Source organism: Limimaricola soesokkakensis, from assembly GCF_900172345.1.
In the GTDB taxonomy this organism is placed as follows: domain Bacteria; phylum Pseudomonadota; class Alphaproteobacteria; order Rhodobacterales; family Rhodobacteraceae; genus Limimaricola; species Limimaricola soesokkakensis.
On sequence record NZ_FWFY01000006.1, the window covers coordinates 152,791 to 179,758 of the forward strand.

23 protein-coding genes are annotated in these 26,968 nt (G+C 66.4%); 13 read left to right on the forward strand and 10 right to left on the reverse strand.

What is annotated here, in order from left to right:
- Positions 1-46: 46 nt before the first annotated feature.
- The 6 genes from LOS8367_RS11500 (at position 47) to LOS8367_RS11525 (ending at position 9,360) form a co-directional block, all read left to right on the forward strand.
- A complete protein-coding gene (locus LOS8367_RS11500) occupies positions 47-1,699 on the forward strand; it encodes an ABC transporter substrate-binding protein (RefSeq protein WP_085896662.1) in 1,653 nt (550 codons plus the stop codon).
- 340 nt (positions 1,700-2,039) lie between these two features.
- Positions 2,040-3,692, forward strand: a complete 1,653-nt coding sequence (locus LOS8367_RS11505; protein ID WP_085896719.1) for an ABC transporter substrate-binding protein — start codon at positions 2,040-2,042, stop codon at positions 3,690-3,692.
- A 79-nt stretch (positions 3,693-3,771) separates the two neighbouring features.
- On the forward strand, positions 3,772-4,815 hold the full coding sequence (locus tag LOS8367_RS11510) for an ABC transporter permease (RefSeq protein WP_085896663.1): 1,044 nt from the start codon (positions 3,772-3,774) through the stop codon (positions 4,813-4,815).
- 12 nt (positions 4,816-4,827) lie between these two features.
- Complete coding sequence (locus LOS8367_RS11515; RefSeq protein ID WP_085896664.1) at positions 4,828-6,279, forward strand: ABC transporter permease; 1,452 nt, start codon at positions 4,828-4,830, stop codon at positions 6,277-6,279.
- A 96-nt stretch (positions 6,280-6,375) separates the two neighbouring features.
- Positions 6,376-8,481, forward strand: a complete 2,106-nt coding sequence (locus LOS8367_RS11520; RefSeq protein WP_085896665.1) for a dipeptide ABC transporter ATP-binding protein — start codon at positions 6,376-6,378, stop codon at positions 8,479-8,481.
- 45 nt (positions 8,482-8,526) lie between these two features.
- On the forward strand, positions 8,527-9,360 hold the full coding sequence (locus tag LOS8367_RS11525) for a DUF1206 domain-containing protein (RefSeq protein ID WP_242665573.1): 834 nt from the start codon (positions 8,527-8,529) through the stop codon (positions 9,358-9,360).
- Here LOS8367_RS11525 and LOS8367_RS11530 read toward each other — a convergent pair.
- Entirely contained in the window at positions 9,357-9,956 is a 600-nt protein-coding gene (locus tag LOS8367_RS11530; RefSeq protein ID WP_085896667.1) for a lytic transglycosylase domain-containing protein, read from the reverse strand. The two genes, LOS8367_RS11525 and LOS8367_RS11530, sit on opposite strands and share 4 nt — an antisense overlap.
- Positions 9,957-10,129: 173 nt before the next feature.
- Here LOS8367_RS11530 and ssb point away from each other — a divergent pair, with 173 nt between their 5' ends.
- A complete protein-coding gene (ssb, locus tag LOS8367_RS11535; protein WP_085896668.1) occupies positions 10,130-10,636 on the forward strand; it encodes a single-stranded DNA-binding protein in 507 nt (168 codons plus the stop codon).
- Between the two features lie 55 nt (positions 10,637-10,691).
- Here the strand turns inward: ssb and LOS8367_RS11540 are convergent, their stop codons facing one another.
- The gene (locus LOS8367_RS11540) at positions 10,692-11,816 is read right to left on the reverse strand and encodes an anhydro-N-acetylmuramic acid kinase (protein ID WP_085896669.1); all 1,125 of its coding nucleotides are present in this window, start codon (positions 11,814-11,816) and stop codon (positions 10,692-10,694) included.
- A 63-nt stretch (positions 11,817-11,879) separates the two neighbouring features.
- Between LOS8367_RS11540 and tyrS the strand changes: the two genes are divergently transcribed.
- Positions 11,880-13,130, forward strand: a complete 1,251-nt coding sequence (gene tyrS / locus LOS8367_RS11545) for a tyrosine--tRNA ligase (RefSeq protein WP_085896670.1) — start codon at positions 11,880-11,882, stop codon at positions 13,128-13,130.
- Positions 13,131-13,256: 126 nt separating this feature from the next.
- The gene (locus LOS8367_RS11550) at positions 13,257-13,904 is read left to right on the forward strand and encodes a DUF998 domain-containing protein (RefSeq protein ID WP_085896671.1); all 648 of its coding nucleotides are present in this window, start codon (positions 13,257-13,259) and stop codon (positions 13,902-13,904) included.
- On the opposite strand, the gene LOS8367_RS11555 is transcribed toward LOS8367_RS11550, so the two are convergent.
- Positions 13,901-14,863 (reverse strand): DUF3179 domain-containing protein, encoded by a 963-nt coding sequence (locus LOS8367_RS11555; RefSeq protein WP_085896672.1) that lies wholly within the window; start codon positions 14,861-14,863, stop codon positions 13,901-13,903. The genes LOS8367_RS11550 and LOS8367_RS11555 overlap by 4 nt on opposite strands.
- 159 nt (positions 14,864-15,022) lie before the next feature.
- On the opposite strand from LOS8367_RS11555, the gene LOS8367_RS11560 reads away from it, so the two are divergent.
- The 3 genes from LOS8367_RS11560 to eno are packed head-to-tail and all read left to right on the forward strand — an operon-like array spanning position 15,023 to position 17,639.
- Positions 15,023-15,439, forward strand: a complete 417-nt coding sequence (locus LOS8367_RS11560; protein ID WP_085896673.1) for a Fur family transcriptional regulator — start codon at positions 15,023-15,025, stop codon at positions 15,437-15,439.
- Position 15,440: 1 nt separating this feature from the next.
- A complete protein-coding gene (locus LOS8367_RS11565) occupies positions 15,441-16,331 on the forward strand; it encodes a DMT family transporter (RefSeq protein WP_085896674.1) in 891 nt (296 codons plus the stop codon).
- A gap of 30 nt (positions 16,332-16,361) precedes the next feature.
- Positions 16,362-17,639 carry a phosphopyruvate hydratase gene (gene eno, locus LOS8367_RS11570; RefSeq protein ID WP_085896675.1) on the forward strand — a complete coding sequence of 426 codons (1,278 nt, stop codon included), beginning with the start codon at positions 16,362-16,364 and terminating at the stop codon, positions 17,637-17,639.
- Positions 17,640-17,723: 84 nt separating this feature from the next.
- Here eno and LOS8367_RS11575 read toward each other — a convergent pair whose 3' ends face one another.
- Entirely contained in the window at positions 17,724-18,203 is a 480-nt protein-coding gene (locus tag LOS8367_RS11575; protein WP_165761456.1) for a PRC-barrel domain-containing protein, read from the reverse strand.
- A 15-nt stretch (positions 18,204-18,218) separates the two neighbouring features.
- On the opposite strand from LOS8367_RS11575, the gene LOS8367_RS11580 reads away from it, so the two are divergent.
- On the forward strand, positions 18,219-18,530 hold the full coding sequence (locus tag LOS8367_RS11580) for a sulfurtransferase TusA family protein (RefSeq protein WP_370737701.1): 312 nt from the start codon (positions 18,219-18,221) through the stop codon (positions 18,528-18,530).
- 117 nt (positions 18,531-18,647) lie between these two features.
- Here the strand turns inward: LOS8367_RS11580 and LOS8367_RS11585 are convergent, their stop codons facing one another.
- From LOS8367_RS11585 to purC, 6 genes are all read right to left on the reverse strand, one after another.
- Positions 18,648-21,407 (reverse strand): ribonuclease E/G, encoded by a 2,760-nt coding sequence (locus LOS8367_RS11585; protein WP_085896677.1) that lies wholly within the window; start codon positions 21,405-21,407, stop codon positions 18,648-18,650.
- A 431-nt stretch (positions 21,408-21,838) separates the two neighbouring features.
- On the reverse strand, positions 21,839-23,173 hold the full coding sequence (locus tag LOS8367_RS11590; protein WP_085896678.1) for a sigma-54-dependent transcriptional regulator: 1,335 nt from the start codon (positions 23,171-23,173) through the stop codon (positions 21,839-21,841).
- 9 nt (positions 23,174-23,182) lie between these two features.
- On the reverse strand, positions 23,183-24,931 hold the full coding sequence (locus tag LOS8367_RS11595) for a sensor histidine kinase (RefSeq protein ID WP_085896679.1): 1,749 nt from the start codon (positions 24,929-24,931) through the stop codon (positions 23,183-23,185).
- An 84-nt stretch (positions 24,932-25,015) separates the two neighbouring features.
- On the reverse strand, positions 25,016-25,684 hold the full coding sequence (gene purQ / locus LOS8367_RS11600; protein ID WP_085896680.1) for a phosphoribosylformylglycinamidine synthase subunit PurQ: 669 nt from the start codon (positions 25,682-25,684) through the stop codon (positions 25,016-25,018).
- 224 nt (positions 25,685-25,908) lie between these two features.
- Positions 25,909-26,148, reverse strand: coding sequence for a phosphoribosylformylglycinamidine synthase subunit PurS (purS, locus tag LOS8367_RS11605; protein WP_085896681.1), 240 nt, complete (start codon positions 26,146-26,148; stop codon positions 25,909-25,911).
- A 54-nt stretch (positions 26,149-26,202) separates the two neighbouring features.
- A complete protein-coding gene (gene purC / locus LOS8367_RS11610) occupies positions 26,203-26,964 on the reverse strand; it encodes a phosphoribosylaminoimidazolesuccinocarboxamide synthase (protein ID WP_085896682.1) in 762 nt (253 codons plus the stop codon).
- Positions 26,965-26,968: the final 4 nt, after the last annotated feature.

Below are 26,968 nucleotides of genomic sequence, written 5' to 3' on the forward strand. Positions count from 1 at the left end.
ACCCGCGACGGCGGCCGTCGACGCGCCGCTCAACAGGGAGACGCAGATGACGATCCACCACAACCCACGGGGCACGGCGCATCCCGCCGCCAGGATGTACGCCGCCGAGCACGAGGCGGGGCAGCTGTCGCGCCGCGAATTCATGACCCGCGCCACCGCGCTGGGCCTCAGCTCCTCCGCCGCCTTCGGCCTGATCGGCCTGCCTGCCCCCGTCCGCGCCGAAAGCCATGCCCAGATGGGCGGCACGCTGCGCATGGAGATGGAAACCAAGGCGATGAAGGATCCGCGCCTCGCGGATTGGGGCGAAATCCATAATTTCTACCGCGGCTGGCTCGACTATCTTGCCCAATACGAGGCCGATGGCTCGATCACGCCGATGCTGCTCGAGAGCTGGGAGGCGAATGACGACGCCACGCAGTTCACGCTCAAGGTCCGGCCCGGCGTGACCTGGAACAATGGCGATCCGTTCACGGCCGAGGACGTCGCCCGCAACATCACCTTGTGGTGCGACGGCACGGTCGAGGGCAACTCCATGGCCAGCCGCATGGTCCAGCTGGTAGACCCCGAGACCAACATGGCCCGTGAGGGCGCGATCGAGGTGGTCGACGACCTTACGGTCCGGCTCAACCTTGCAGCGCCCGACATCACCGTGATCGTCTCGATGGCCGATTACCCGGCCGCCATCGTGCATTCGAGCTTCGACGGCGGCGATCTGTCCGCGAACCCGATCGGCACCGGTGCCTATCTGCCCGTGATCAACGAGGTCGGGGTGCGGCAGGTGCTGGAGCGCAACCCCGACCATACATGGTGGGGCACCAAGGTGTTCGGCGGCCCCTATCTCGACCGGATCGAATACATCGACTACGGCACCGACCCCGCAGCCAAGGTTGCGGCGGCTGAATCGGGCGAGATCGACATCACTTACGAGACGACGGGCGATTTCATCGACATCTTCGACGCGATCGGCTGGCAGAAATCCGAGGTGGTGACGGCCTCGACGATCGTGGTGCGCTTCAACCAGGACAGCCCGCCCTTCGACAATCGCGACGTGCGCCGCGCCCTGCAGATGGCGGTCGACAACGAGATCGTGCTGGAGCTTGGCTACAACGGCCGCGGCGAGGTGGCCGAGAACCACCATGTCTGCCCGATCCACCCCGAATACGCGCAGGTCGACGGCCCGGCATACGACCCTGCGGTCGCCAAAGCGATGCTGGACGAGGCCGGCTTTGGCGACGAGACGTTCGAGCTGATCTCGCTCGACGACGCCTGGCAGGCATCGACATGCGACGCGGTGGCGGCGCAGCTGCGAGATGCCGGCATCGACGTGCAGCGCCGGGTGATGCCCGGTTCGACCTTCTGGAACGGCTGGCTGGAATATCCTTTTTCGGCGACCGACTGGGCTATGCGACCACTGGGCGTGCAGGTGCTGGCGCTGGCCTACAAATCCGGCGTGCCTTGGAACGAAACCGCCTATTCCAGCGAGGAGTTCGACGCGCTGTTGGCCGAGGCGATGTCGCTTGCCGATGTCGAGGCGCGGCGCGAGGTCATGGCCAGGATCGAGACCCTGCTGCAGGAGGACGGCGTGGTGATCCAGCCCTACTGGCGCTCGATCTTCCGCCACTACACCGAAAAGGTGCAGGGTGCCGAGATGCACCCGTCCTTCGAGCACCACCATTACAGGTGGTGGATCAAGGCCTAATCCCGACCTTTGGGCCCGGGGCGGGGCGACACCGCCTCGGCCCACGGCCCGCCGAACTGACTTGGCCATGCATGACGCCCGACCGGGATCGACCTCTGGCCGGCGGATGTGACGCAACGGTGAATCCCCGTTTCGAATCCTCGCGTTGACACCAATGCCCCTTTGCGACACCTAATGTCGCATTCAGGCCTCGGAACAGCGGTTTTGCGCAATTGTCGCGTTGACGCCGCGACCTCGCCGCACAGATGCTCATGCAAGCACCGTTGCGCAGATGACGAGGCCGGGCCCGCAAGAGGCCCGTGAAGGCGGCCATGATGCGCCGTCCAACAGGGAGATGACCATGACGATCCACGACCCCCGCCGGGCCGGACTTCACCCCGCCGCGGAGATGTATGCCGCCGAGCACCGTGCCGGCCGGTTGTCGCGCCGCGAGTTCCTGACCCGCGCCACCGCGCTGGGCGTCGGCTCCTCCGCCGCCTTTGGCCTGATCGGCCTGCCTGCCCCCGCCCGCGCCGAAAACCACATGCCGATGGGCGGCACGCTGCGCATGGAGATGGAGACCAAGGCGCTCAAGGATCCGCGCCTCGCGGATTGGAGCCAGATCTCCAACTTCTACCGCGGCTGGCTCGATTATCTCGTGCAGTACGAAGCCGACGGTTCGATCACGCCGATGCTGCTCGAGAGCTGGGATGCCAACGAGGACGCCACACAGTTCACGCTCAAGGTCCGCCAAGGCGTCACCTGGAACAACGGCGATCCCTTCACTGCCGCCGATGTGGTGCGCAACATCACTCGCTGGTGCGACGGCACCGTCGAGGGCAACTCCATGGCCGGGCGGATGAGCCAGTTGGTCGATGCCGAGACCAACATGGCGCGCGAGGGTGCCATCGAAGAGGTCGATGAGATGACCGTGCGGCTCAACCTCGCAGCCCCGGACATCACCGTGATCGTCTCGATGGCTGATTACCCGGCCGCCATCGTGCATTCGAGCTACGAGAGCGGCGACCCGTCCGAGAACCCGATCGGCACCGGCCCCTACCTGCCCGAGGTCAACGAGGTTGGCGTGCGCCAGGTTCTGGTGCGCAACCCGGATCACCAGTGGTGGGGCACCGAGGTGTTCGGCGGGCCCTATCTCGACCGGATCGAATACATCGACTACGGCACCGACCCCGCGGCCAAGCTGGCGGCGGCGGAATCGGGCGAGATCGACATCACTTACCAGACCACCGGCGATTTCATCGACATCTTCGACGCGATCGGCTGGCAAAAGTCCGAGGTGGTGACCGCGGCGACGCTGGCGGTGCGGTTCAACCAAGACAGCCCGCCCTACGACAACAAGGACGTGCGCAACGCACTGCAAATGGCGGTCGACAACGCGATCGTGCTGGAGCTCGGCTATAACGGGCGTGGCACGGTGGCCGAGAACCACCATGTCTGCCCGATCCACCCCGAATACGCGCAGATCGATCCGCCCGTGCACGATCCCGCCGCCGCGAAGGCGCTGCTCGACGAGGCCGGCTTCGGCAACGAGACCTTCGAGCTGATCTCGATCGACGACGCCTGGCAGGCGGCAAGCTGCGACGCGGTTGCGGCCCAGCTGCGCGACGCGGGCATCCAGGTCGAGCGGCAGGTGCTGCCCGGCTCGACCTTCTGGAACGACTGGCTCGAATACCCCTTCTCGGCCACCGAGTGGAACATGCGTCCGCTCGGCGTGCAGATCCTCGGGCTCGCCTACAGGTCCGGCGTGCCGTGGAACGAGACCGCCTATTCCAGCGAGGAGTTCGACACGCTCTTGGCAGAGGCGATGTCGCTCGCCGATGTCGAGGCTCGGCGCGAGGTCATGGCCAAGATGGAGAAGCTTCTGCAGGATGACGGCGTGCTGATCCAGCCCTACTGGCGTTCGCTCTATCGCCATTACACCGACAAGGTGCAGGGCGCCGAGATGCATCCGACCTTCGAGCATCACCACTACAAGTGGGCGATCGCTTCGTGACCCGATACAGGTGCGCCCCGGCATTGGGCCGGGGCGGCCTCCCGACATTCCACCTCATGCGTACCGGACCCATGCTCAAATGATCCGATTTCTCCTGTCGCGTCTTCTGACGTTGCTGGTCACGACCTTTGCCCTGACCTTCATCGTCTTCTTCCTGACCAATCTAGAGCCCAGCCTGGAGAAGATCGCGAAATCCGAGATCGGGACCCGCGTCTCCGATGCCGAGGTAGAAAGCTGGCTCGACCGCAACGGCTATGGCGAGCCGATGCTGGTACGCTATGGCGAATGGCTCGGCGTGGTACCGGGCTGGACCCATACGGTCGATGGCGAGGTGGTGGCCGGGCGCTGCGAGGCGCCGGCCGGCGCGGTCGAGGCCGGGGCTTTCTGCGGCATCATGCAGGGCGATTGGGGCTGGTCGACCGTGTTTCGCCGCGACGTGGCCGAGATCATCGGCCGCAGCCTCGCGCTGACCGGCAAGCTGATGTTCTGGGTAATGATGGTGATGGTCCCCGGCGCGCTGATCCTCGGCGTGCTGGCGGGGATGCGCGAGGGCTCGAAGCTTGACCGCTCGCTCTCGACCGTGTCGATCCTGACCACCGCGACGCCGGAATACGTCTCGGGCGTGGTGTTCATCGCCGTCTTCGCCTCCACGGCGGTCGGCCTGCGATGGTTCAACGGCTCGGCCACTTCCGCGATGGAAGACGCCACTTTCGAGAACTTCACCCTGCCGGTTCTGACCATCGCGCTATACGGCATGGGCTACATCGCCCGGATGACGCGGGCCTCGATGACCGAGGTGATGACCGCGCAATACATCCGCACCGCCCGGCTCAAGGGCGTCTCGTTTCCCATGATCGTGCTGCGCCACGCGCTCAGGAACGCGCTGATCGCCCCGTTCACGGTGATCATGCTGCAGTTCCCGTGGCTGCTGAACGGCGTGGTGATCGTCGAGACCCTGTTCAACTACAAGGGCTTCGGCTGGACGCTGGTGCAGGCGGCCGGCAACAACGACATCGAGTTGCTGCTCGGCGTCTCGGTCGTCTCGGTGGTGGTGGTGCTGCTGACGCAGCTCATCTCCGACATCGGCTATGTCTATCTCAACCCGCGCATCCGCGTCTCGTAAGGAGGTCAGCCCTTGGAACCGCTGAGCTGGACCGGCCCTTGGGGCGCTTGGTTGAACCCGCTGCTGGGACTGTCGGTCGCGGGCCTCGTGGCCGCGTCGCTCCTGTCGCTCGTGCTTTCGCTGGTCAGCGCGCCGGTGCGGCGCCAGAGCCTGCCCGATGGCACGCTCGCGGCGCGCGCCGGCCTGCACGGATTGGCCGATCTCGCCGGCCGCGCCTTCTTGTGGCTCACCGCGCTGGTGCTGGCGCTTTACCTAATGTTGCCGCTGCTTCTGCCCTATGGCGCGCTGGGCATTCTCGGCGAGATGTCGCAGCGCTTCCTGCCGGTCTGGATCGCCCTGGCCCTGACCTTCGGCCTGTCGATCGCTTTCAAACGGCGCCTCGGCCTTTATGGCAAGCTGTTCGACAGCACGATCGGCATGGCGGGCTTCGCATTGGTGATGTTCTGGGTCTTCACCGCGCTCTTCGCGGGGCTGTTCGACATGATTGCTACCCATGATCCGCTGACCGCGCTGTCGGGGATGAAGAACAAGGTACCCGGCACGCCACTGGCGATGGCCGATGACGGGGTCTATCCGCATTACCTTCTGGGCGGCGACAATCTCGCGCGTGACGTGTTCTCGCGCATGGTGCACGGCTCGTGGATCGTGGTGCAGATCGCGCCGCTGGCGACGATTTTCGCTTTCTTGGTCGGCATCACGCTCGGTCTTCCGGCGGGCTTCTACGCGGGCCGCCTCGATACGTTACTGTCGTTTCTCGCCAACCTGATCCTCGCCTTTCCGGTGATCCTGCTGTTCTACCTGCTGGTCACGCCCGAAATGGTGCAAACGGGCGTACCGGCCTACATGGCAATGGTGCTGTTCCTGTTCCCCATCGCCTTTTTCGGGGTGCTGCTGAACGCGCGGCTCGCGCCGCGCCCGATGCTGCGCCTCGTCGTGCTGGCCACGCTGCTGCTGTTCGGCGGCTGGCTCTATCTCTCGATGGTGAGCCAGGACGGCACACCGGTCGATTTCTGGCCCGACGCGCTCGACCTGTTCGACGTGCCCGGCGGCATCCTCGTGGTCTTCGTAAGCGTCGTCTTCGTCAATGCGCCCACGGTGTTCCGGATCGTCCGCGGCCTGACCATGGACATCAAGACCCGCGACTACGTCGCCGCGGCCCAGACCCGCGGCGAGAGCCCGTGGTACATCATGCTGTGGGAGATCCTGCCTAATGCGCGGGGTCCGCTGATCGTCGATTTCTGCCTACGCATCGGCTACACGACGATCCTCTTGGGCACGCTCGGCTTCTTCGGTCTCGGCCTGCCGCCGGACAGCCCCGACTGGGGCTCGACCATCAATCTCGGTCGCCGCTTGCTGTCGATCTACCCGCATGCCGCGATGGTACCCGCACTTGCGCTCTTGAGCCTCGTCCTCGGCCTGAACCTTCTGGCGGACGGTTTGCGCGAGGAGAGCCTGAGGGACTGATGGCCGACTTTGTTCCCGAAATACGCCACGGGGGTCCGGGGGTGTGAAACCCCCGGTCCCGCAGTTTCCGCCCGCGCGCCGCATCAGGAGTGCAAGATGACCGATACCGCGACAGATCCCGCCCTCGAGGTCGCTCCCGGCGAGCCGATCCTCGAGATCCGCAACCTGTCCATTTCCTTCTTCACCCGCACGCGCGAGATCCCGGCGGTGATGGACTTCTCCGCCACCGTTCGCGCCGGCGAGGCGCTGGGCCTCGTCGGGGAATCCGGCTGCGGCAAGTCCACCGTGGCACTGGGCGTGATGCAGGATCTCGGCGTCAACGGCCGCATCACCGGCGGCTCGATCAAGTTCCGCGGCGAGGAGCTGACGACGATGTCGCCCGCACGCCTGCGCGAGATCCGCGGCCGCGACATCGCGATGATCTACCAAGAGCCGATGGCCTCGCTGAACCCGGCGCTCAAGATCGACCGGCAGCTCATGGAGGTGCCGATGATCCACGAGGGGATCTCGGCCGAGGAGGCGCGCGCCCGCGCCCTCGAGGTGGTGCGCGACGTGCGCCTGCCCGACCCCGAGCGGATCCTCGACGCCTACCCGCACCAGCTCTCGGGCGGCCAGCAGCAGCGCATCGTCATCGCCATGGCGCTGATGTCGAAGCCCGCGCTGCTGATCCTCGACGAGCCCACTACGGCGCTCGACGTCACCGTCGAGGCGGCGGTGATCGATCTGGTGCGCGAGTTGGGAGTGAAATACGGCACTTCGATGCTGTTCATCAGCCACAATCTCGGGCTGGTGCTGGAGACCTGCGACCGGATCTGCGTGATGTATTCGGGCGAAGCGGTCGAGCGCGGCCGTATCGGCGAGGTCTTCGACGAGATGCGCCACCCCTATACGCAGGCGCTGTTCCGGGCGATCCCCCTGCCCGGCGCTGACAAGGCGACGCGGCCGCTGATCGCCATTCCCGGCAACTTCCCCCTGCCCGACGAGCGCCCGCCGGGCTGCAATTTCGGCCCGCGCTGCGACTACTTCCAACAGGGCCGCTGCGACGCGCAGCCGATCCCGATGATCGAGGTGCCCGGCGACGGTCACGAAGCCCGCTGCATCCGCACCAACGAGATCGACTGGGACGCGCCACCGGAGGTTTCCGATCACCGTGAAAGCACGGAGATCGGCGAGGTGGTCCTCAAGGTCGATGGGCTGCAGAAGTATTATCAGGTTTCGCGCCCCGGCCTTCTGGGCGGCGGCGAGGCGCAGGTGGTCAAGGCCAACGAGACGCTGAGCTTCGAGGCGCATGAAAGCGAAACGCTGGCCATCGTCGGCGAATCCGGCTGCGGCAAGTCCACCTTGGCCAAGGTGCTGATGGGGCTGGAGACGGCGACGGCGGGCGGCGTCGAGCTCGATGGCCGCGCCGTGGGCGACGTGCCGATCGAAAAGCGCGACACGCGCACCGTGGCTGATGTGCAGATGGTGTTCCAGAACCCGTTCGACACGCTGAACCCGTCGATGACGGTGGGGCGGCAGATCATCCGGGCGCTGGAGATCTTCGGCGTCGGCGACAGTCCACGCGACCGCAAGCGGCGGATGCTGGAGCTTCTCGATCTCGTGAAGCTGCCGCGCGAATTCGCAACCCGGATGCCGCGCCAGCTCTCCGGTGGCCAGAAACAGCGGGTGGGCATCGCGCGCGCCTTTGCCGGCGGCGCCCGGATCGTCGTGGCCGACGAGCCGGTCTCGGCGCTCGACGTTTCCGTCCAGGCCGCCGTCACCGACCTGTTGATGGAGATCCAGCGCGAGCAGAAGACGACGCTGCTTTTCATCAGCCACGACCTATCGATCGTGCGCTACCTCGCCGACCGGGTGATGGTGATGTATCTCGGCCATGTGGTCGAGATCGGCACGGCGCGGGAGGTCTTCGCGCCGCCCTACCACCCCTATACAGAGGCGCTGCTCTCGGCGGTGCCGATCGCCGACACCCATATCGAGAAGAAGCACATCGTGCTGGAGGGCGACGTGCCCTCGGCGATGAATCCGCCTTCGGGTTGCCCGTTCCAGACGCGTTGCCGCTGGAAGTCCCGGGTCCCGGACGACCTGTGCGAACGCGAAGTGCCGCCGATGGTCGAGTTCGCGCCGGGTCACAAGGTGAAGTGCCACCTGAGCCAAGAAGAATTCGCCTCGATGGAGCCGGTGATCACGCTCGCCGAAAACTAGCGGATGCCAATGGAACAAGCGGGCCCCGCATCCGCTTGTCCGGGCATGACACAGCAGAATCTCCAATGGGCAGTGCCCGTCATGCGCGCTGGCTATGCCGGTCGCGGTCTCATTTACCTTGTCGTGGCGGTGCTCTCGCTTCTGGCGATCTGGCGCGGATCGACGCCGGAGGGCACCGGCGAAGCGATGGCGTCGCTGGAGCGGGCCTGGTGGGGCATCGCGCTGCTGGCGCTGATCGCCATCGGCCTCGCGGCCTACGGGATCTGGCGCCTCGTCGCCGCCTTCTGGGATCTCGAGGCGCATGGCAGCGAGGCCAAGGGCATCATCGCGCGGATCGGCCAGGTGGTGACCGGCCTGATCCATCTCGGCCTCGCCTTCACGGCGGCGGCGATCCTGATGCCGTCCTCCTCCGGCTCGAACGGCGGCTCCAGCCTCGACAAGTGGACCGCCAAGATCATGCAGATGCCCTTCGGCCAGTGGATCGTCGGCATTGCCGGGCTGATCGGCCTCGGCGCGGGCATCTATTACATTTGGAAGGGCGTCTCGCACAAATACATGGAGAACCTGCGTGCCAAGCCGATGACGCTGAAGCTGCAACCGGCGCTGACCACCGGTCTCGTCGCCAATGGTGCAGTGATCGCCATCGTCGGCTTCCTCTTGGCCTATGCGGCATGGACGCTGAACCCCAGCGAGGCCGGCGGCCTGGCCGAGGCCTTCGACTGGCTGCGCGAGAAACCTTACGGAACGGTGCTCGTGACCGCTCTCGCGGTGGGGCTTCTGGGCTTTTCGCTATTTTGCTTCGTCAACGCCGTCTACCGGATCGTGCCGAAGCTGAAGACTGACGACATGGAGACGCTGGCACGCCGCCTCGCCTCCTAACGGCCCAGAATCGCTTTCACATAATGCTGCGTCTCGGCATAGGGCGGGACGCCGCCATACTTCTGCACGGCGCCGGGCCCGGCATTATAGGCCGCGAGCGCGAGGCGCCAATCGCCGAAGGCGTCGTGCTGCATCCTGAGATAGCGCGCACCGCCTTCGAGATTCTGGCGCGGGTCCGTCGGATCGACACTCAAAAGCCGTGCCGTATCGGGCATCAGCTGCGCCAAGCCCAGCGCGCCCACCCGGCTTACCGCACCGGCGTTCCACCCGCTTTCCTGCTGCACGAGGCGCAAGAACAGGTCTTCGGGGATGCGATGCTTGCGGGCCGCGTCGCGGGCCAACGTGAGATAGGGCCCGGCATAGCGGCCGGTAAAGGCCGGAGCCGCCACGACCTGCAACTCCTGCGGTATTTCGGCACGAGGCGGCTGCAGCCGAGAAGAGCTCGCATATTGCGAGGCGGCCCGGCCGTCGAGCACGTTGAGTTGCGAGGCGAAGAGGCCCGGGGCCGAGCTGGTCGAGACCCGGTCGGCCGAGGCCGGTGTTGCGCAAAAAAGGCTCAGCGCCGCCAGCGCGGCGCCCGTCAGGTAATGGTACATCGCGTCCCTCCGTTCCACCGGCTGGTTCCGGCGCTGGTGCGTTCGCTGCGCTCACGCTAGCCGGGTTCGTGGCGGAAAGGGAAGCCGGAACCGGCGTTTCCCCTGTCATCCGATGCGCGCGGCGCATATTGTCGGCGCAACGAAATACGAGATTCGACAAGGCAGGAGGCGTTATGGCCGGTTCCGTGAACAAGGTGATCCTCATCGGCAATCTGGGCCGCGACCCGGAGGTGCGGACCTTCCAGAATGGCGGCAAGGTGGTGAACCTGCGCGTCGCCACCTCCGAGACATGGAAGGACCGCAATACCGGCGAGCGTCGCGAGCGCACCGAATGGCATTCGGTCGCGATCTTCAACGAGCCGCTGGGCCGGATCGCCGAGCAATATCTCAAGAAGGGCTCGACCGTTTATCTCGAGGGCCAGCTGGAAACCCGCAAGTGGCAGGACCAGCAGGGCAACGACCGCTATTCCACCGAGGTGGTGCTGCGGCCCTTCACCGGCAACCTCACCCTGCTCGGCGGCCGCGGCGATGGCGGTTCGGGCGGCGGTTATGGCGGCGATGACCGGGGCGGCTATGGCGGCGGCTCGGGTGGCTATGACGACCGCGGCGGCTATGGCGACAGCAACCAGGGCGGCAGCGGCGGTGGCAGCCGCGATATCGACGACGAGATTCCGTTCTGAGATCGGCCCCTTCCGACGACCAGGCGCCGCCCCCTTCGGGGCGGCGTCTTTCGTTTTAGCCCAGCGCCACCGCGAGTTCGCCGGGACGGCTGAGCGTGCCGCCGCCCACCGCCGCGCGCACGCCGGTGGTGCCCGGAGCCGAGGTCGGCAACCCGCGCGCCACGCGCACGGCGAGATAGGCGAAGGCCTGCGCTTCCAGCATGTCGCCGTCGAGCCCCACTGCCTCGACCGGCGCGACCGGGCAGTCGCAGCCTGCCGCGATCATCTTCATCATCACCGGGTTGTGGCGCCCGCCGCCCGTCGCCAGCAGCCGGTCGGGCGGTGTCGGGCAATGCTCCATGCCGCGCATCACGCCTGCGGCAACGCAGGCGGTAAGCGTCGCCGCCGCATCCGCATCCGACAGGTTGGTCACCTCGCGCGACAACCCGGCAAAGGCATCGCGGTCGAGCGATTTCGGCGCCATGCGGAAGAAATGCGGGTGCTGCAGGAAGCGCTCCACGATGGCGTCCTTCACCTCGCCCTTGGCGGCCAGCGCCCCACCCTCGTCCAGCGCCCAGCCCAGCCGCGATCGCACGAGATCGTTGATCGGCGCATTGGCGGGGCCGGTGTCGAAGGCCAGCAGCGCGCCCTCGGCCTCGGGGCGGGCGAAGCCCGGATCGGCAAAGGTCAGATTGCCGACACCGCCGAGATTGAGAAATGCCAGCGGCGCCTCGGCGCCCACGAATTTCGCCAGCGCGAAATGGTAGAACGGCGCCAGCGGCGCGCCTTCGCCGCCGAAGCGCACATCCGAGCTGCGGAAATCCCAGACCACGGGCACGCCCAGCGCCTCGGCGAGGATTGCGCCGGAACCGGCCTGATGCGTGCCGCGTCCCTTGGGATCATGCGCCAGCGTCTGGCCATGAAACCCGATCAGATCGACGCCATCGAAGCCGGACAAGATCTCGGCATGGGCGGTCTCGACCACCTCCGCCGCCGCCTCGACCGCCTCGCCCTCCCACAGGCCGAGAGCGGCGCGCAGCACCTCGCGCTCGGCCTCCGAATAGGGCCTGTAGGCGCTCTCGCCAAAGCCGAAGACGGTCTCGCCATCGGTTTCGATGATGGCGGCGTCGACCCCGTCGAGCGAGGTGCCCGACATCGCGCCCAAGGCCCTGATCCTGTCGCCTGTTCCGATCCGCCGCATCGCGCTTTCCCTCGCCCCGCTTGATGCCTATAGAGTGGCGCGACCAAGAGAGGGGCACAAGACATGACCTACCACCCCAAGAGCGACTTCATGTCCGTGATGATCGAGCGCGGCTATCTTGCCGACTGCACCGATTACCAGGGCTTGGACGAGGCGCTGTCGAGGGGGGTCGTGCCCGCCTATATCGGCTATGACGCTACCGCGGCGTCGCTGCATGTGGGCCACCTGCTCAACGTGATGATGCTGCGCTGGCTGCAGAAGACCGGGCACAAGCCGATCACCCTGATGGGCGGCGGCACCACCAAGGTGGGCGATCCGAGCTTCCGCTCGGACGAACGGCCGCTGCTGGGCCCGGACCAGATCGCGTCGAACATCGCCGGTATGCAGAAGGTCTTCGCGCGCTACCTCTCCTATGGCGAGGGGCCGACCGACGCCCTCATGCTCGACAACGCCGAGTGGCTCGACAACCTCAACTACCTAGAGTTCCTGCGCGACATCGGGCGGCATTTCTCGGTCAACCGGATGCTGAGCTTCGAGAGCGTGAAGTCGAGGATCGACCGCGAGCAGTCGCTGTCCTTCCTCGAATTCAACTACATGGTCCTCCAAGCCTACGACTTTCTCGAACTGAACCGCCGCTATGGCTGCGTGCTGCAGATGGGCGGCTCGGACCAGTGGGGCAACATCGTCAACGGCATCGACCTGACGCGCCGCGTGCTCGACCACGAGATCTACGGGCTGACCTCGCCGCTGCTGACCACTTCGGACGGCCGCAAGATGGGCAAGAGCGCCGGTGGCGCGGTCTGGCTCAACGAGGATATGCTGAGCCCTTACGAGTTCTGGCAGTTCTGGCGCAACACCACCGATGCCGATGTCGGTCGCTTCCTCAAGCTCTATACCGAGCTGCCGGTGGCGGAGTGCGAGCGCCTTGGCGCGTTGTCCGGCTCCGAGATCAACGAGGCCAAGATCGTGCTGGCCGACGAGGTCACGGCGCTGCTGCATGGTCGCGAGGCCGCCGAGACCGCGAAGGCCACGGCGCGCGAGGTGTTCGAGAAGGGCGGCGTGGGTGACGACCTGCCGACGCTTACCCTGACCGAGGCCGAGGTGGCCGAGGGCATTTCGGTGGTGCAGCTGATCGTGCGCGCCGGGCTTGCCGCCTCGGGCAAGGAAGCCAAGCGGCTGATCTCTGACAACGGGGCAAGGCTCGACGACGCGCCGCTGACCGATGCCGGTCTGATGATCGACCGCGCGGCGCTGACCGCGCCGATCAAGCTCTCTGCGGGCAAGAAGCGTCACGCGCTGGTGCGGCTGGGCTAAGACGACAGATCCAACATGGTGATGGCGAGGGCGGCGAAAGCCGCCCTTTCCTTTTGGACCAACCCGGCCCGCCGCAAGGAACCATGCCATCCCCCTCCCGTTGGCCTGCCATCAGGGAGAGTTTTCATGAAGGATGCCCTCGGACAACCGATCGATGCGGAGCGGCCCTATCTTCTGCTGCTGCTCGCCGGGCTCGGCTTTTTCGGCTGCGCCTCGCTCGTCGGCGGCACCATCGCCGCGCAGATCGTCGTGCCGGGACATGACTGGATCGCCGACACGATCAGCGATCTCGGCGCGGGCGAATGGGAGATCATCATGGATGTCGCGCTCTACGGTTTTGCCGCGGGGCTCTTCGCCATGGCGCTGGCGGCGTCGCATGCGCATCTGGGCGGCATCGGCTGGTCCGCAGGCGTCGTGTCGCTCGCGATTCTCGCGGCGCTGGTCGTGGTGGTCGGCGCCCGAAACGAATACGGCGATGGGGATAGCGATGGCGTCGTCATCCACATATATCTCGTCTACGGGCTCGGCGCGCTGTTCCTCGCGGCACCGCTCAGCATGGCGGCGGGGTTCGGACGCGACCATCCTTGGGCCCGGCTGGCCCTGATCGGTCTCGCGATCGCATGGGCGGTCGGCGTGCCGCTGTTCCTGATGGCGCCCACGACGATCGACGGGCTGGCCGAGCGGATCCTCGGCCTCATCGCCTGCGCCATCCTCGCGGTGATGGCATATGTGTTCTGGCGTCGCGGGCTCGATGCCCGCGAGGGCCGGCACTAACCGCCGAGCATCCATTCCCCGTCTGGCCAAAAGGCGTGAAAGGCAAAGGCGAAGAGCACGTCGTGGGGAAGGTCCCGGCCCTGCGCGTCGCGCACCCGGACATTGCCCACGTCGCGGCCTTGCGCGACCTGCGCCGCATCGAGCGCGCTGGCCTGCCCGGCCTCCCAAGTGATCGTGACGCCCGCCTCCGTCACGGTTCCCGCCTCCCGCAGCCGTGAGAACGGCCAAGCACGGTCACCGACGCGCACCACCCGCATCAGAGGCGCGATGCCATGCGGCGGCATCTCGCCCCCGTAGAGGAAGGGTCGCGAGGAGCTGTCATAGCTCACATAAGGGTTGCGCCCATAGGCCCGGCTCCAATCCGGCTCGTCCATTACCAGCCCGTCCGGATAGGCCACCCGGAACCGCTCCCAGCTATCCATCCAGGCGGGCAGCAATTCCAGTTCGGCCCCGGTCATTTCGCCGACGATGCCGGTGCCGATGGCCTGCTGCCACCAGCTTTCGGTTTGGCGGTCATACATCACCATGTCCGAGGCGCGCAGCATGCCCGAGACTCCGAAGGACAGCGTCTGCCCCGCGACCCGGCGGTCGAACACCATGCCGGAATTACACAGTGGGCAATAGGTGACGGCTACCGGCACCCCGCCGGCCGTGTCGTTGACGATCTCGTGCCACAGCAGGTAGCGGATCGGATAGGCCCGGGCCGGACCGCCGGGGGCCGGCCAGACCATGACCGGCTCGGTCGCCCCCAGTCGCGTCTCCGAGTCCGCGGGGATCATCCTCGGCTCGTCGATCGCCGGGATGCCATCCTTGGGTGGGCCACCGGACATGATCTCGGACCAGTCGGAAATGCTGGTCTCGGTGAAATCGGTGTCCGGCCATTGGCCTTGCCAGCGTGCCGGCTCGGCGCTGGCCGCCCCGGCCAGAGCGATGGCAGCGATAATCGTCCAGATGCGCATGTCGCGTCCTCCCCCGGGCCCAGCCTGCCCGACGCTTGGCACCGCCGTCACCCTGCCTCACCGCAAGGTGACGGCGCGCGAGACGGCGTGTACCCTCAGGGTGGCGCCGCCGTGACGAACCGGCTAGACGGGCCGCGAGACATGCCACGGACCACGCCCATGCCCAAGACCATCCTGAAGCGCTGCGAGCAGAACGGCCTGCGCCTGACCGAACAGCGCCGGGTGATCGCGCAGGTACTGGAGGCGGCGGACGACCATCCCGATGTCGAGGAGCTGCACGCCCGCGCCGCCGCCGAGGATGCGCGGATCTCGCTGGCCACGGTTTATCGCACGGTGAAGCTGTTCGAGGAGGCGGGCATCCTCGAAAAGCACGAGTTCGGCGACGGGCGTGCCCGTTACGAGACCACCGACCGCGAGCATCACGACCACCTGATCGACATGCATTCGGGCGAGGTGATCGAGTTCGTCGATGACGAGATCGAGGCGCTGCAGGAGCGCATCGCCGAGCGGCTCGGCTACAAGCTGATCGGGCACAGGCTCGAACTCTACGGCGTACCCGCCAAGAAAGAGAGCTGAGATGGAGAACCTGCGCGGCAGTCTTCTCATGGTCGCGGCGATGCTCGGCTTCGCGCTCGAGGACATGTTCATCAAGCTCCTCGCCGGCGCACTGCCGGTGGGCCAGATCCTGATGCTGCTGGGCCTAGGCGGCGGGCTGGCCTTCGCGCTGATGGCCCGTGCGCGGGACGAGGCGCTGTGGTCGCCCGATTTCCTGCATCCCGCCGTGATGGCGCGCAATCTGGGCGAGGTGATCGGAACGGGAAGCTTCATCACCGCCGTCGCGCTTTCGCCGCTCGCCACGGCCACCGCGATCGCGCAGTCCATCCCGCTTCTGGTGACGCTGGGCGCGGCGCTGTTCTTCTCGGAGCCGGTGGGCTGGCGGCGCTGGAGCGCGATATGTGCGGGCCTCGTCGGCGTGCTGCTGGTGATCCGCCCCGGCGCCGACGGCTTCACCCCGATGTCGCTCTTCGCGCTCCTGGGCGCGATCGGACTGGCAGGCCGCGACCTCGCCTCGCGCCGGGTGCCGCGCGCGATCTCGTCGACCAAGCTGTCGGTCTATGCCTTCCTGATCCTCGTTCCGGTGGGCTACGCGATGGTTCTCGTCGCCGGAGAGCGGCTGGTCCAACCCAACCCGACCCAGCTGGCGATGCTGGCGGGCGGCGTCGTGATCGGCGTGGCGGCCTATTACATGCTCACCGCCGCGACGCGGATGGGCGAGGTCTCGGTGATCGCGCCCTACCGCTATACCCGCCTCATCTTCGCGCTGGTGATCGCCGTCTCGGTCTTCGGGGAACGGCCCGACGCGCTCACCTATCTCGGGGCCGCGATCATCGTCGGCTCGGGGATCTACACGCTTCTTCGCGAGGCTCGGCTCAGGCGCGCTTCACGCCGGGTCACGCCCGCGTTATAGAGCCCACGAACCTTCCCACAGGAGACTTCCATGAGCACGATCATCGACATTCACGCCCGCGAAATTCTCGATAGCCGGGGCAACCCGACGGTCGAGGTGGACGTGATCCTCGAAGACGGCACGATGGGCCGCGCCGCCGTGCCCTCGGGCGCCTCCACCGGCGCCTACGAGGCGGTCGAGAAGCGCGACGGCGACAAGTCGCGCTACATGGGCAAGGGCGTGCTCGAGGCGGTCGCGGCGGTGAACGGCGAGATCGCCGAGGCGATCCTCGGCATGGACGCGACCGAGCAGGTCGAGATCGACCAGACCATGATCGAACTCGACGGTACCGACAACAAGGGCCGCCTCGGTGCCAACGCCATCCTCGGCGTGTCGATGGCGGTCGCCAAGGCCGCGGCCGAGTTCACCACCCAGCCGCTGTTCCGCTACGTGGGCGGCATGTCGGCCCGCGTGCTGCCCGTGCCGATGATGAACATCATCAATGGCGGCGAGCACGCCGACAACCCGATCGACATCCAGGAATTCATGATCATGCCGGTCTCCGCGACCAGCATCCGTGAAGCCGTCCGCATGGGCTCGGAGGTGTTCCACACCCTGAAGAAAGAGCTCTCGGCCGCCGGCATGTCCACGGGCCTCGGCGACGAGGGCGGCTTCGCCCCCGAGCTCGGTGGCACCCGCGAGGCGCTCGACTTCATCCTGCGCTCGATCGAGAAGGCCGGCTACAAGCCCGGCGAAGACATCTACCTCGCGCTCGATTGCGCCGCGACCGAGTATTACAAGGGCGGCAAGTACGAGATGAAGGGCGAGGGCAAGTCGCTGAGCTCGGCCGAGAACGTCGCCTACCTGCAGGCGCTGGTGAACGACTACCCGATCATCTCGATCGAGGACGGCATGTCCGAGGATGACTGGGATGGATGGAAGATGCTCACCGACGCCATCGGCGACAAGGTGCAGCTGGTGGGCGACGACCTCTTCGTCACCAACCCTGCCCGCCTCAAGGACGGCATCGAGAAGGGTTCGGCCAACTCGCTGCTGGTAAAGGTCAACCAGATCGGCACGCTGACCGAAACGATGCAGGCCGTGGAAATGGCGCAGCGCGCGCGTTTTACCTGCGTGATGTCGCATCGCTCGGGCGAAACCGAGGACGCGACCATCGCCGATCTCGCCGTCGCCACGAACTGCGGCCAGATCAAGACCGGCTCGCTCGCGCGCTCGGATCGGCTTGCCAAGTACAACCAGCTGATCCGCATTGAGGAAATGCTGGGCGAAACCGCGATCTACGCCGGACGCTCGATCCTGCGCGGCTGAGTTCGCGCCCAGTAAAGAATGAAAGGGCCGCGACAGATGCCGCGGCCCTTTGTACGTGTCCGGGGCGTCAAGCCCCGAGCGCCATCAGTTCCACCAGTTGTAGTAGCCCTCATTGGCCTCCGGCAGCGCTTCGAGCTGCTCCTGGCTCATTCGCGTGACGAGCGAGAAGTCACCGCCGACATAGTCACCGGCCAGACGCACCTCGCTGAAGTCCAGAACGACCTCCTCGTCGCCGATATCGAGCCAACCGCCGGTCTCGATCACGAGGCCGATCATCTGGCCGTCGGCGGAGATCACGATGTCCTCAACCTCGCCGATCTCTTCCCATTCGGCATCGACTTCCTCGTAATAGGGCGTGTCGACCCAGACCGTCTCGTCATATTCCGCCTCGAGCGTGTAGACGTTCGAGCCAATCAGGCTTTCCGCGCGGATCGTGTTCGACAGGTTGTCGGCAGTCAGGCGGCCCGAGCCCATGCCCATCTCGGTATGGGCTTCGGCAAGAGCGCCGCCGGCAGCCATGGTGAGTCCGAGAGCGAGAGCGGTGGTGTTCATCATGCGGGTCATGACGTTTCCTTCTTCTTGCGTTTTCATATTCGGCGGGTCAACGATGCCCGCCGCCACCAGTTCCAAGACGAGGCCGATCCCTTGACCGTGACACCGCTTTCTCCCGACCCGAGGCACTACGATGCCCGCGGGCTCATCTGTCCGCTGCCGGTGCTCAAGGCGCGAAAGATCCTCGCCGGGATGGCGCAAGGCGAGGTCCTCGAAATCATCTGCGACGATCCCGTGGCGCGGATCGACCTACCCCATTTCTGCGCCGAGGCGGGGCATGAGCATCTGGGCCTGGTCGAAGAAGATGGCGCGCAGCGGCATCGCATCCGCCACGGCTGAGCGAACGAAAGCGGTTGTTTCGTTCCGCTGCAGCGGCGATCCAAGTGTAGTCCCGAATAAGAAAGGCCGGGCAGGTTTCCCTGCCCGGCCTTCTTGTTTCTGCTCAGCCAGCCCGGCTCAGCGACCGATCGACCACCAGCCGCGGCGACGCGGCTTCTTGCCGTCATCCTCGGCCCCGGCATCCACCGTCTCGCGCGGGGTCTCGGCCTCAGGCTCGGGCGCCTTGCGAGTTTCGGCGACCGTCTCAGCCACCTGCTCGGCCACTTCCGGCATCACCTCGGGTGCATTGGAAGCCGGCGCCTGCTCGGGCTTGTCGCCGCCGTGGGTTTCGGCGGCCCCTGCAGCTGCCGGCTCTGCCTCGGCCGGAACCGGCGCGGTCTCGGCGACCTCTTCGGGCTTCGGCTCGGCCTTCTTGCGACGCGTGCGCTTGGGCTTCGGCGCGGGCTCGGCCTCACCGGCAGGCACGGCCTCGGCCTCGGTCGGCTCGGCCTTCTTGCGACGCGTCCGCTTGGGCTTCGGTGCCTCTTCGGCAACGGGCGCGTCGGCCTCGCTAGGCGCGGCGGGCGTAGCGTCCTCAGCCGGTTCCTTCTTACGGGTCCGGGTACGGGTCCGCTTCGGCTTGGCTTCCGGCTCGGGTGCCGCTTCTGCCGCTGCCGCAGGCGCGGTTTCGGCGGTCTCTGGTTCCACTGTCGCTTCAACCTCGGCCACCGGCGCGGCCGTCGGCTCGGCAACCACCTCGGGGACTTCGGCAGGCGCCTCGTCGGCTTCGGCCTCGGTCACGTTCCGATCCTCGGACTGTTCCTCGCCCTGCGTCTCGGCCCCTTCGCCATTGCCGCTACGACGACGACGACGACGACGACGCTTCTTACGCGGTTTGTCATCCTCATCCGTCGCCGCGCGCGGCTCGTCCTGAGATGCGCTCTCGGTCGCGGCCTCGGTGCCCTCCTCGTCTTCTTCGTCCTCCTCCTCGATATCGATATCGAGATCGAGATCGATCTCGGCGTCGAGTTCCTCCATCAGGGCGGCGGTCGAGACGACGGGTGCGGCTTCGGGCACGGTCCGGGTGGCGGTCTTGAACTTCTCGACCACGAAGTCGGGCGACACCAGCGTCGGATCTCCCTCGACCCGCACGGCCATGCCGTAGCGCTGCTCGATGGCGGCCACGTGCTCGCGCTTGTGGTTCATCAGGAAGTTCATGATGGCGTAGGGCACGCGCACCAGCACTTCCTTGGTACGACCGCGAACGCCCTCTTCCTCAAGCTGGCGCAGGATCGCCAGGGCGACGTTCTCGTCAGAGCGCAGCAGGCCGGTGCCGTGGCAATGCGGGCAAGGCTGGGTGGTGGCCTCGAGCATGCCGGGGCGCAGGCGCTGGCGGCTCATCTCCAGCAGGCCGAAGCCCGAGATGCGCCCAACCTGGATGCGGGCGCGGTCGGTCTTCAGCTTGTCCTTGAAGCGCTTTTCGACCGCGGTGTTGTTGCGCCGCTCGTCCATGTCGATGAAATCGATCACGATCAGACCAGCGAGATCGCGAAGACGCAGCTGGCGCGCCACCTCGTCCGCCGCTTCTAGGTTGGTCTTGAGCGCGGTCTGCTCGATCGAGCCTTCCTTGGTGGCGCGGCCCGAGTTCACGTCGATGGCGACCAGCGCCTCGGTGACGCCGATTACGATGTAGCCGCCGGAGGGAAGCTGCACGGTCGGGTTGAACATGCCCGCGAGGTAGCTCTCGACTTGATAGCGCGCGAAGAGCGGCAGGCTATCGGTATAGGGTTTCACGTTTTTCGCATGCGACGGCATGATCATCTTCATGAAGTCGCGTGCGATCCGGAAGCCCTCGACGCCTTCGACGATCACCTCGTCGATATCCTTGGAGTAGAGATCGCGGATCGACCGCTTGATGAGGTCGCCTTCCTCGTAGATCTTGGCGGGTGCGATCGACTTGAGCGTCAGCTCGCGGATCTGCTCCCACAAGCGCTGCAGGTATTCGTAGTCGCGCTTGATCTCGGACTTGGTGCGCTGCGACCCGGCGGTACGGATGATCAGACCTGCGCCTTCCGGCACATCCATTTCGGCCGCGATCTCCTTGAGTTTCTTGCGATCAGCGGCATTGGTGATCTTGCGGGAGATGCCGCCACCACGGGCGGTATTGGGCATCAACACGCAGTAGCGACCGGCGAGAGACAGGTAGGTGGTCAGCGCCGCGCCCTTGTTGCCGCGCTCTTCCTTGACCACCTGGACCAGCATGATCTGCCGGACCTTGATCACTTCTTGGATCTTGTAGCGCTTGGGCCGCGGCTTGCGCGCCGGGCGCACATCCTCGCTGTCATCCTCGTCGGCGACGCTTTCGATGTCCTCGTCCTTGGTGTCGGCGTCGGTCTCGTCCTCGTCGTCGCCCTCGGGGTCGATGGTCTCCATGCCGGAGACGGCGTCGCTGTCTTGGCTGGCGACGGCGTCGGTGTTGGCATCGGACGCGCGGCGGCGCGAGCGCGAGCGGCGGCGGCGCGGGCGGTCGCCCTCCTCGCCATCGGTCTCGCTCTCGTCCACGTCAGCATCCGCGGACGCGGCCTCAGCCTCGGCCTTCAGGCTCTCGGCATAGGCCTTCTCTTCCGCGAGCAACGCTTCGCGGTCGGCCACGGGAATCTGGTAGTAGTCGGGGTGGATCTCGGAGAATGCGAGAAATCCGTGCCGGTTTCCGCCGTAATCGACGAAGGCCGCCTGCAGCGACGGCTCTACGCGCGTGACCTTGGCGAGGTAGATGTTTCCGGCGAGCTGACGGCGGCTCTGGCTTTCGAAGTCGAATTCCTCGACCTTGTTTCCGTCACAGACCACGACGCGGGTTTCCTCCGCGTGCGTGGCGTCGATGAGCATTTTCTTTGCCATGTTATCCATTCGCATGATGCACCGGGCGGCGCCCCCGGAGGGAGGCCTGTCGGGCGTTCATGTCCGATTGTGGCGATCAAGCGCGTATCGGCCTCCGCGCGGCCCCTCGGGGCCGTCATCGGGTCGCCTGCATGCTGCGCGCGTTGCATCGCGGTTCTTCCTCGCCCCCTCGGGGGCCGTTCATGCCCGTCGGCCACCTCCGCGGAGGCGGGTCGACCGGGGTCAGGTATGCGGTCCCTCTCGGGGCCGGTCTCGTCCGCCGCCGGTGCCGGGGTACCCCGTCGCAAAGGTGGCGGAAAATCCGTCCGGGCCGGGGCGCCAAGCGCCCGCCCGTTCCGACCTTCATAGCGGCACTTGTCCACATGACACAATGACGAATGTGAAAGACCGCCCCGAAGGGCGGCCCTATCCGTGGCAGATGCCGTTGGTTTTCAGAGGTAATCGGAGCGCTGAAGCCCGTATTTGGCCATCTTCTCGTTCAGGGTCCGGCGCGGCAGGCACAGCTCGTCCATCACCGCGACGATCGAGCCCTTGTGGCGCCGCATCGTGTTGTCGATCAGCATCCGCTCGAAGGCCTCGACGAATTCCTTGAGCGGCTTGCCCTCGGTGGTCATCGCCTGATCGCTCTGCTCGTCGCCATCGCTCATCAGCAAGGAGGCGATCGAGCCGGAGCCGCGGCGGTTCTGCAGCACCGCGCGTTCGGCCACGTTGATCAGCTGGCGCACATTGCCGGGCCAGGGCGCCTGCAGCAGCTGCGCCGCCTCCTGCGCGCTGACCTCGGGGGCGTCGCAGCCATACTCGTCGGCGAACTGCTCCGACAGCCGGGTGAAGAGCGACAGGATGTCCTCGCCGCGCTGCCGAAGCGGCGGCACGACGATCCTGAGCGCCGCGAGCCGGTAATAGAGATCCGGACGCAGCACGCTCTCGCAGGTCTTGCCCTCGTCCTGCAGGTTGCAGATCGCGACGATGCGGGTCTCGGCGGGAGTACCCTGGTCGTTGATCGCGGTCAGGAGCCGCGCCTGCATCGCGCTCGACAGCGCCTCGATGTCCTCGAGCACCAGCGTACCGCCACGCGCCTCTTCGAGCGCCGGGATCGGCTCGTCCTCGGCCGCGGGGCCGAACAGCCGCGCCGCGAGCCGCTCCTCGTCATAGGCCGAGCACGAGATCAGCACGAATTTCTTCGAACCCCGGGAACCCACCGCGTGCAGCGCATGCGCCACCAGCGTCTTGCCGGTGCCGGTCTCGCCCTCGATCAGCACGTGGCCATCGGCCTGGCCAAGATCGAGGATGTCCTCCTTGAGGCGCTCCATCACCGGCGAGGAGCCAATCAGCTTGTTCATCAGCGCCGAGCCGTCCGACAGTTCGCGCCGGAGCGCCCGGTTGTCGAGCACCAGCCGGCGCGCGTTGCTGGCCTTCTTGGCTAGCTCGGTCATACGGTCCGGGTTGAACGGCTTCTCGAGAAAATCGAACGCCCCGAGCCGCATCGCCTCGACCGCCATTGGCACGTCGCCATGGCCGGTGATCATGATCACCGGCAGCGTGCTGTCGACGCTCTTGAGCTTGCGCAGGAATTGCATGCCGTCCATGCCGGGCATGCGAATGTCGCTCACCACGATCCCGGGGTAATCGGCAGTCAGCCCCTTGAGCGCCTCCTCGGCGCTGGCAAAGCTTTCCGTGTCAAACCCCGACAGTGCCAGCCACTGACTGATCGACTGGCGCATGTCCTTTTCGTCGTCGACGATGGCGACCTTCATGGTCTTGCTCATTCGAGCCCCCTATTCCGCCGCAGCCATACCTTCTTCCAAGATAGGCAGTTGCACTTCGAAAACAGCCCCGCCGCCGGATGCATTCCGCGCGGTCAGCCGTCCGCCGAGATCGTTGACGATCCCCGATGAGATCGCGAGCCCCAGACCGACACCGTCGCCGGGCTGCTTGGTTGTATAGAACGGCTCGAACAGCGCATCGAGATTCTCGATGCCCGGGCCGTTGTCATGCACGGTCAGAACGACGGCATCCTCGACCGTGAGCGTGATGTCGATGCGCGGGTCGCGCACCTCCTTGGTCGCGTCAAGCGCGTTCCGAAGCAGGTTGATGATCACCTGTTCGAAGCGCAGCCGATCCCCGAGGATCATCGCCGGCCCCGAGGGCAGCGTGCGGTTGATCGCGACCGACCGGGTCTTGAGCTGCGGCTCCATCATGGCGAGCGCCGAGGACAGCGCAGCTCGGGCATCCACCGGCTCGAAGGCCTGATTGCCCTTGCGGGCATAGGATTTGAGCTGGCGGGTGATCGCGCCCATCCGGTCGATCAGATCGTCGATGCGCTGGAACGAGGAAAGCGCCTCCTCCGGGCGGCGGCGCTGCAGCAGCAGCCGCGCCCCGGCAAGATAGGTCTTCATCGCCGCCAGCGGCTGGTTCAACTCGTGACTGACGCTGGCCGACATCTCGCCCAGCACCGCGAGCTTCGAGGATTGCGCGATGGTCTGCTCGGCGCTCTCGAGGTTGCGCTCGACCTGCTGGCGTTGCGCGATCTCGCGCTGCAGCCGCATGTTGAGCCGCCGCAGCTGGTCGCTTTCCCGGCGCACCAGCAGGAGCCGCGAGGCCGATTTGCGTGAGCTGAGCCAGAAGGCGAAGGCCAAAAGCATCGCGAAGCCCATGATCTCAAGCGCCAGCACGCCGTTCACCTTCTCGCGGACGCTGCTATAGGCGGTGAAGGTGACCATCTTCCAGCCCTGGAACGGCACCCGCAGTTCGCGGCGCATCACCGCCTCGCCGCGCAGATAGGCGTCGATCGGCAGGGCGGTCCAGTCGGTGGCGAGGAAGGCGCGCTCGATCGCCGAGGGCGCGCTCTGACGCTCCAGCGCCTCGCTCTCGGGCAGGCCGCGCCAGCGCGGCTCGGTCGAGAGGATGATCTCGCCCGAACTGTCGGTGACCAGAACCGCGTCGGATGTGCCGGCCCAGCTGCGTTCGAGCTTGGCAAGGTCGACCTCGACCGAGATCACGCCGAGCGTCGCGCCGTTGCTGTCGACCTTGCGCGAATAGAGGAAGGCATAGCCGCCGGTTTCGCGCCGGAAGATGGTGAAGACCGTGGAATTGGCGCGCATCGCATCGACGAAATAAGGCGCCGCGCGATGCGTCTCGCCAAGCCGGTTGCGATCGGTCGCCGCTACGATGCGACCGTCGCGATCGTAGAGCACGAGGCTCGCCGCGCCGATCTCGTCGACGAATGAGAGCAGCCTCTGGGTCGAGCGCGAGAAATCCGACGAGGACAGCGCGCCGATCAGCTCGGGGTCGCGCGCGAGCAGCTGTGGCACGATGGAGTTGCGTTGCAGCTCGGAAATCAGGTTGCCGACATAGAGGGTAAGCCTGACCTCGGCGCGATTGCGCGTGGCCTCGGTAAAGCGCTCGGTCAGCAGCACGTTGGTGATCCAGATCACCGCCATCGCGGCGAGGCAGAACAGGGCCAGCGCGATGCGCGGGCCCCAGCTGCGCCTCGGCCTGGGCGGTCTGGGTATCTGGGTCGACATGCCGAAGGGTTTACGCGGCCCCGCGCCTCGCGGCAAGCGGGGCCCGATCACGCCACCTTCGGGCGGGCGTGAGGCGCATCGAGGTCAGGCCGAGACCAGCGCGCCCACGAGGCCGTCGAACAGGCCGCGCCCGTCGGTGCCGCCATGGCCGGCATCGACCGCCCGCTCGGGATGCGGCATCATGCCGAGCACGCGGCGGTTCTCGGAAAGGACGCCGGCGATGTCGCCGGTCGAGCCGTTGGGGTTGTCGCCATAGGTGAAGGCGATCCGATCCTCGACCCGCAGCCGCTCCAGCGTCGGCTGGTCGACGAAGTAATTGCCGTCGTGATGCGCAACCGGGATCTGCAGCGATGCGCCCTTGGCGTAACTACGGGTGAAGTCGCTTTCCGTGGTCGCCACTTCGAGCGGCACGGTCTTGCACACGAAGCGAATGCCGGCATTGCGCATCAGCGCACCCGGCAGCAGCCCGGTCTCGGTCAACACCTGAAAGCCGTTGCAGACGCCGAGCGCATAGCCGCCCTTGTGGACGTGATCGATCACGGCGCGGCAGACCGGAGACTGCGCGGCGATGGCGCCGCAGCGCAGGTAATCGCCGAAGGAAAAGCCACCCGGCACGGCGACCAGATCGATGCCGCGCGGCAGACCGGCATCCTTGTGCCAGACCATCTCGACATCGGCGCCGGCGGCGCGCAGGGCGACGGCCATGTCGCGGTCGCAGTTGGAGCCGGGGAATACGATGACGGCAGCCTTCATGGCGGGCATCCTTCGGGATCTGGGGCGGCGGCGCCGCGAAAGGGAAATCGGGGCGAGGGGCGGCGACGCCCCTGCTCGGGAAGTCAGGTCGGCGGTGGCGCCCTCCCCTGCAACCACCGCCGCATCGCTCCCGGTGCTCAGGCCCCTCAAAGGAGCCGAGCGGTGCCCGAAAGCGAAACCTGGTCCGAAGACGCGAACGCCGCCCCGAGAGGCGGCGTGCGACCTCAGCTCAGGTCGATCTTGTAGCTCTCGATCACCGTGTTGGCGAGAAGTTTCTCGCACATCTCGGTCACTTGGGCCTCGGCCGACGCCGCGTCGGTCTCTGCGAGGTCCAACTCGATCACCTTGCCCTGCCGGACGCCCTCGACGCCGTCGAAGCCCAGCGCGCCCAGCGCGTGGCGGATCGCCTCGCCCTGGGGGTCGAGAACTCCGGTCTTCAGCATCACCTGCACGCGAGCCTTCATGCGCGCCGCTCCTTCTTGTCGATCTGGCTTGTCGGTCTGGTCTCGCCCGGGGCGTCAGTTGATCAGCGTCGGACGGGGGCGATGGGTCACGTTGGAGGGCAGCACGCCCAACCGCCGCGCCACCTCGGTATAGGCGTCAGTGAGGCTGCCGAGATCCTTGCGGAACACGTCCTTGTCGAGCTTCTGGCCGGTCTCGATGTCCCACAGCCGGCAGCTGTCGGGCGAGATCTCGTCGGCCACCACGAGGCGCTGGAAGTCGTTGTCCCAGATCCGGCCGATCTCGATCTTGAAATCCACCAGCTTGATGCCGACGCCGTGCATCACGCCCGACATGAAGTCGTTGACCCGCAGCGCCAGCGCCACGATGTCGTCGAGATCCTGCTGGGAGGCCCAGCCGAAGGCGATGATGTATTCCTCGGGGACCAGCGGATCACCGAGCTTGTCGTCCTTGTAGGAGAACTCGATGATCGGACGCGGCAGCGGCGCGCCCTCCTCCAGACCCAACCGCTTGGCCATGGAGCCGGCGGCGAAGTTACGCACGATGACCTCGAGCGGAATGATTTCCACCTGACGAATCAACTGCTCGCGCATGTTCAGCCGCTTGATGAAGTGCGTCGGCACGCCGATCGACTGCAAACCGGTCATGAAGAACTCGGACAGGCGGTTGTTGAGCACGCCCTTGCCCTCGATCACCGCCTTCTTCTCGGCGTTGAAGGCGGTCGCATCGTCCTTGAAATACTGGACCAGCGTTCCCGGCTCGGGGCCTTCGTAGAGGATCTTCGCCTTGCCCTCGTAAATCTTCTTGCGACGTGCCATGCGC

Excerpts from the sequence above, each read along its gene's own strand:
- LOS8367_RS11510 (WP_085896663.1), top strand. The coding sequence starts at position 3,772 with ATGATCCGATTTCTCCTGTCGCGTCTTCTGACGTTGCTGGTCACGACC.
- LOS8367_RS11530 (WP_085896667.1), bottom strand. The coding sequence starts at position 9,956 with ATGTACCATTACCTGACGGGCGCCGCGCTGGCGGCGCTGAGCCTTTTT.
- LOS8367_RS11540 (WP_085896669.1), bottom strand. The coding sequence starts at position 11,816 with ATGCGGCGGATCGGAACAGGCGACAGGATCAGGGCCTTGGGCGCGATG.
- LOS8367_RS11500 (WP_085896662.1), top strand. The coding sequence starts at position 47 with ATGACGATCCACCACAACCCACGGGGCACGGCGCATCCCGCCGCCAGG.
- tyrS (WP_085896670.1), top strand. The coding sequence starts at position 11,880 with ATGACCTACCACCCCAAGAGCGACTTCATGTCCGTGATGATCGAGCGC.
- LOS8367_RS11555 (WP_085896672.1), bottom strand. The coding sequence starts at position 14,863 with ATGCGCATCTGGACGATTATCGCTGCCATCGCTCTGGCCGGGGCGGCC.
- LOS8367_RS11575 (WP_165761456.1), bottom strand. The coding sequence starts at position 18,203 with ATGACCCGCATGATGAACACCACCGCTCTCGCTCTCGGACTCACCATG.
- LOS8367_RS11585 (WP_085896677.1), bottom strand. The coding sequence starts at position 21,407 with ATGGCAAAGAAAATGCTCATCGACGCCACGCACGCGGAGGAAACCCGC.
- purS (WP_085896681.1), bottom strand. The coding sequence starts at position 26,148 with ATGAAGGCTCGCGTGCAGGTGATGCTGAAGACCGGAGTTCTCGACCCC.
- LOS8367_RS11590 (WP_085896678.1), bottom strand. The coding sequence starts at position 23,173 with ATGAGCAAGACCATGAAGGTCGCCATCGTCGACGACGAAAAGGACATG.
- purQ (WP_085896680.1), bottom strand. The coding sequence starts at position 25,684 with ATGAAGGCTGCCGTCATCGTATTCCCCGGCTCCAACTGCGACCGCGAC.
- eno (WP_085896675.1), top strand. The coding sequence starts at position 16,362 with ATGAGCACGATCATCGACATTCACGCCCGCGAAATTCTCGATAGCCGG.
- LOS8367_RS11565 (WP_085896674.1), top strand. The coding sequence starts at position 15,441 with ATGGAGAACCTGCGCGGCAGTCTTCTCATGGTCGCGGCGATGCTCGGC.
- ssb (WP_085896668.1), top strand. The coding sequence starts at position 10,130 with ATGGCCGGTTCCGTGAACAAGGTGATCCTCATCGGCAATCTGGGCCGC.
- LOS8367_RS11550 (WP_085896671.1), top strand. The coding sequence starts at position 13,257 with ATGAAGGATGCCCTCGGACAACCGATCGATGCGGAGCGGCCCTATCTT.
- LOS8367_RS11520 (WP_085896665.1), top strand. The coding sequence starts at position 6,376 with ATGACCGATACCGCGACAGATCCCGCCCTCGAGGTCGCTCCCGGCGAG.
- LOS8367_RS11560 (WP_085896673.1), top strand. The coding sequence starts at position 15,023 with ATGCCCAAGACCATCCTGAAGCGCTGCGAGCAGAACGGCCTGCGCCTG.
- LOS8367_RS11525 (WP_242665573.1), top strand. The coding sequence starts at position 8,527 with ATGACACAGCAGAATCTCCAATGGGCAGTGCCCGTCATGCGCGCTGGC.
- purC (WP_085896682.1), bottom strand. The coding sequence starts at position 26,964 with ATGGCACGTCGCAAGAAGATTTACGAGGGCAAGGCGAAGATCCTCTAC.
- LOS8367_RS11595 (WP_085896679.1), bottom strand. The coding sequence starts at position 24,931 with ATGTCGACCCAGATACCCAGACCGCCCAGGCCGAGGCGCAGCTGGGGC.
- LOS8367_RS11505 (WP_085896719.1), top strand. The coding sequence starts at position 2,040 with ATGACGATCCACGACCCCCGCCGGGCCGGACTTCACCCCGCCGCGGAG.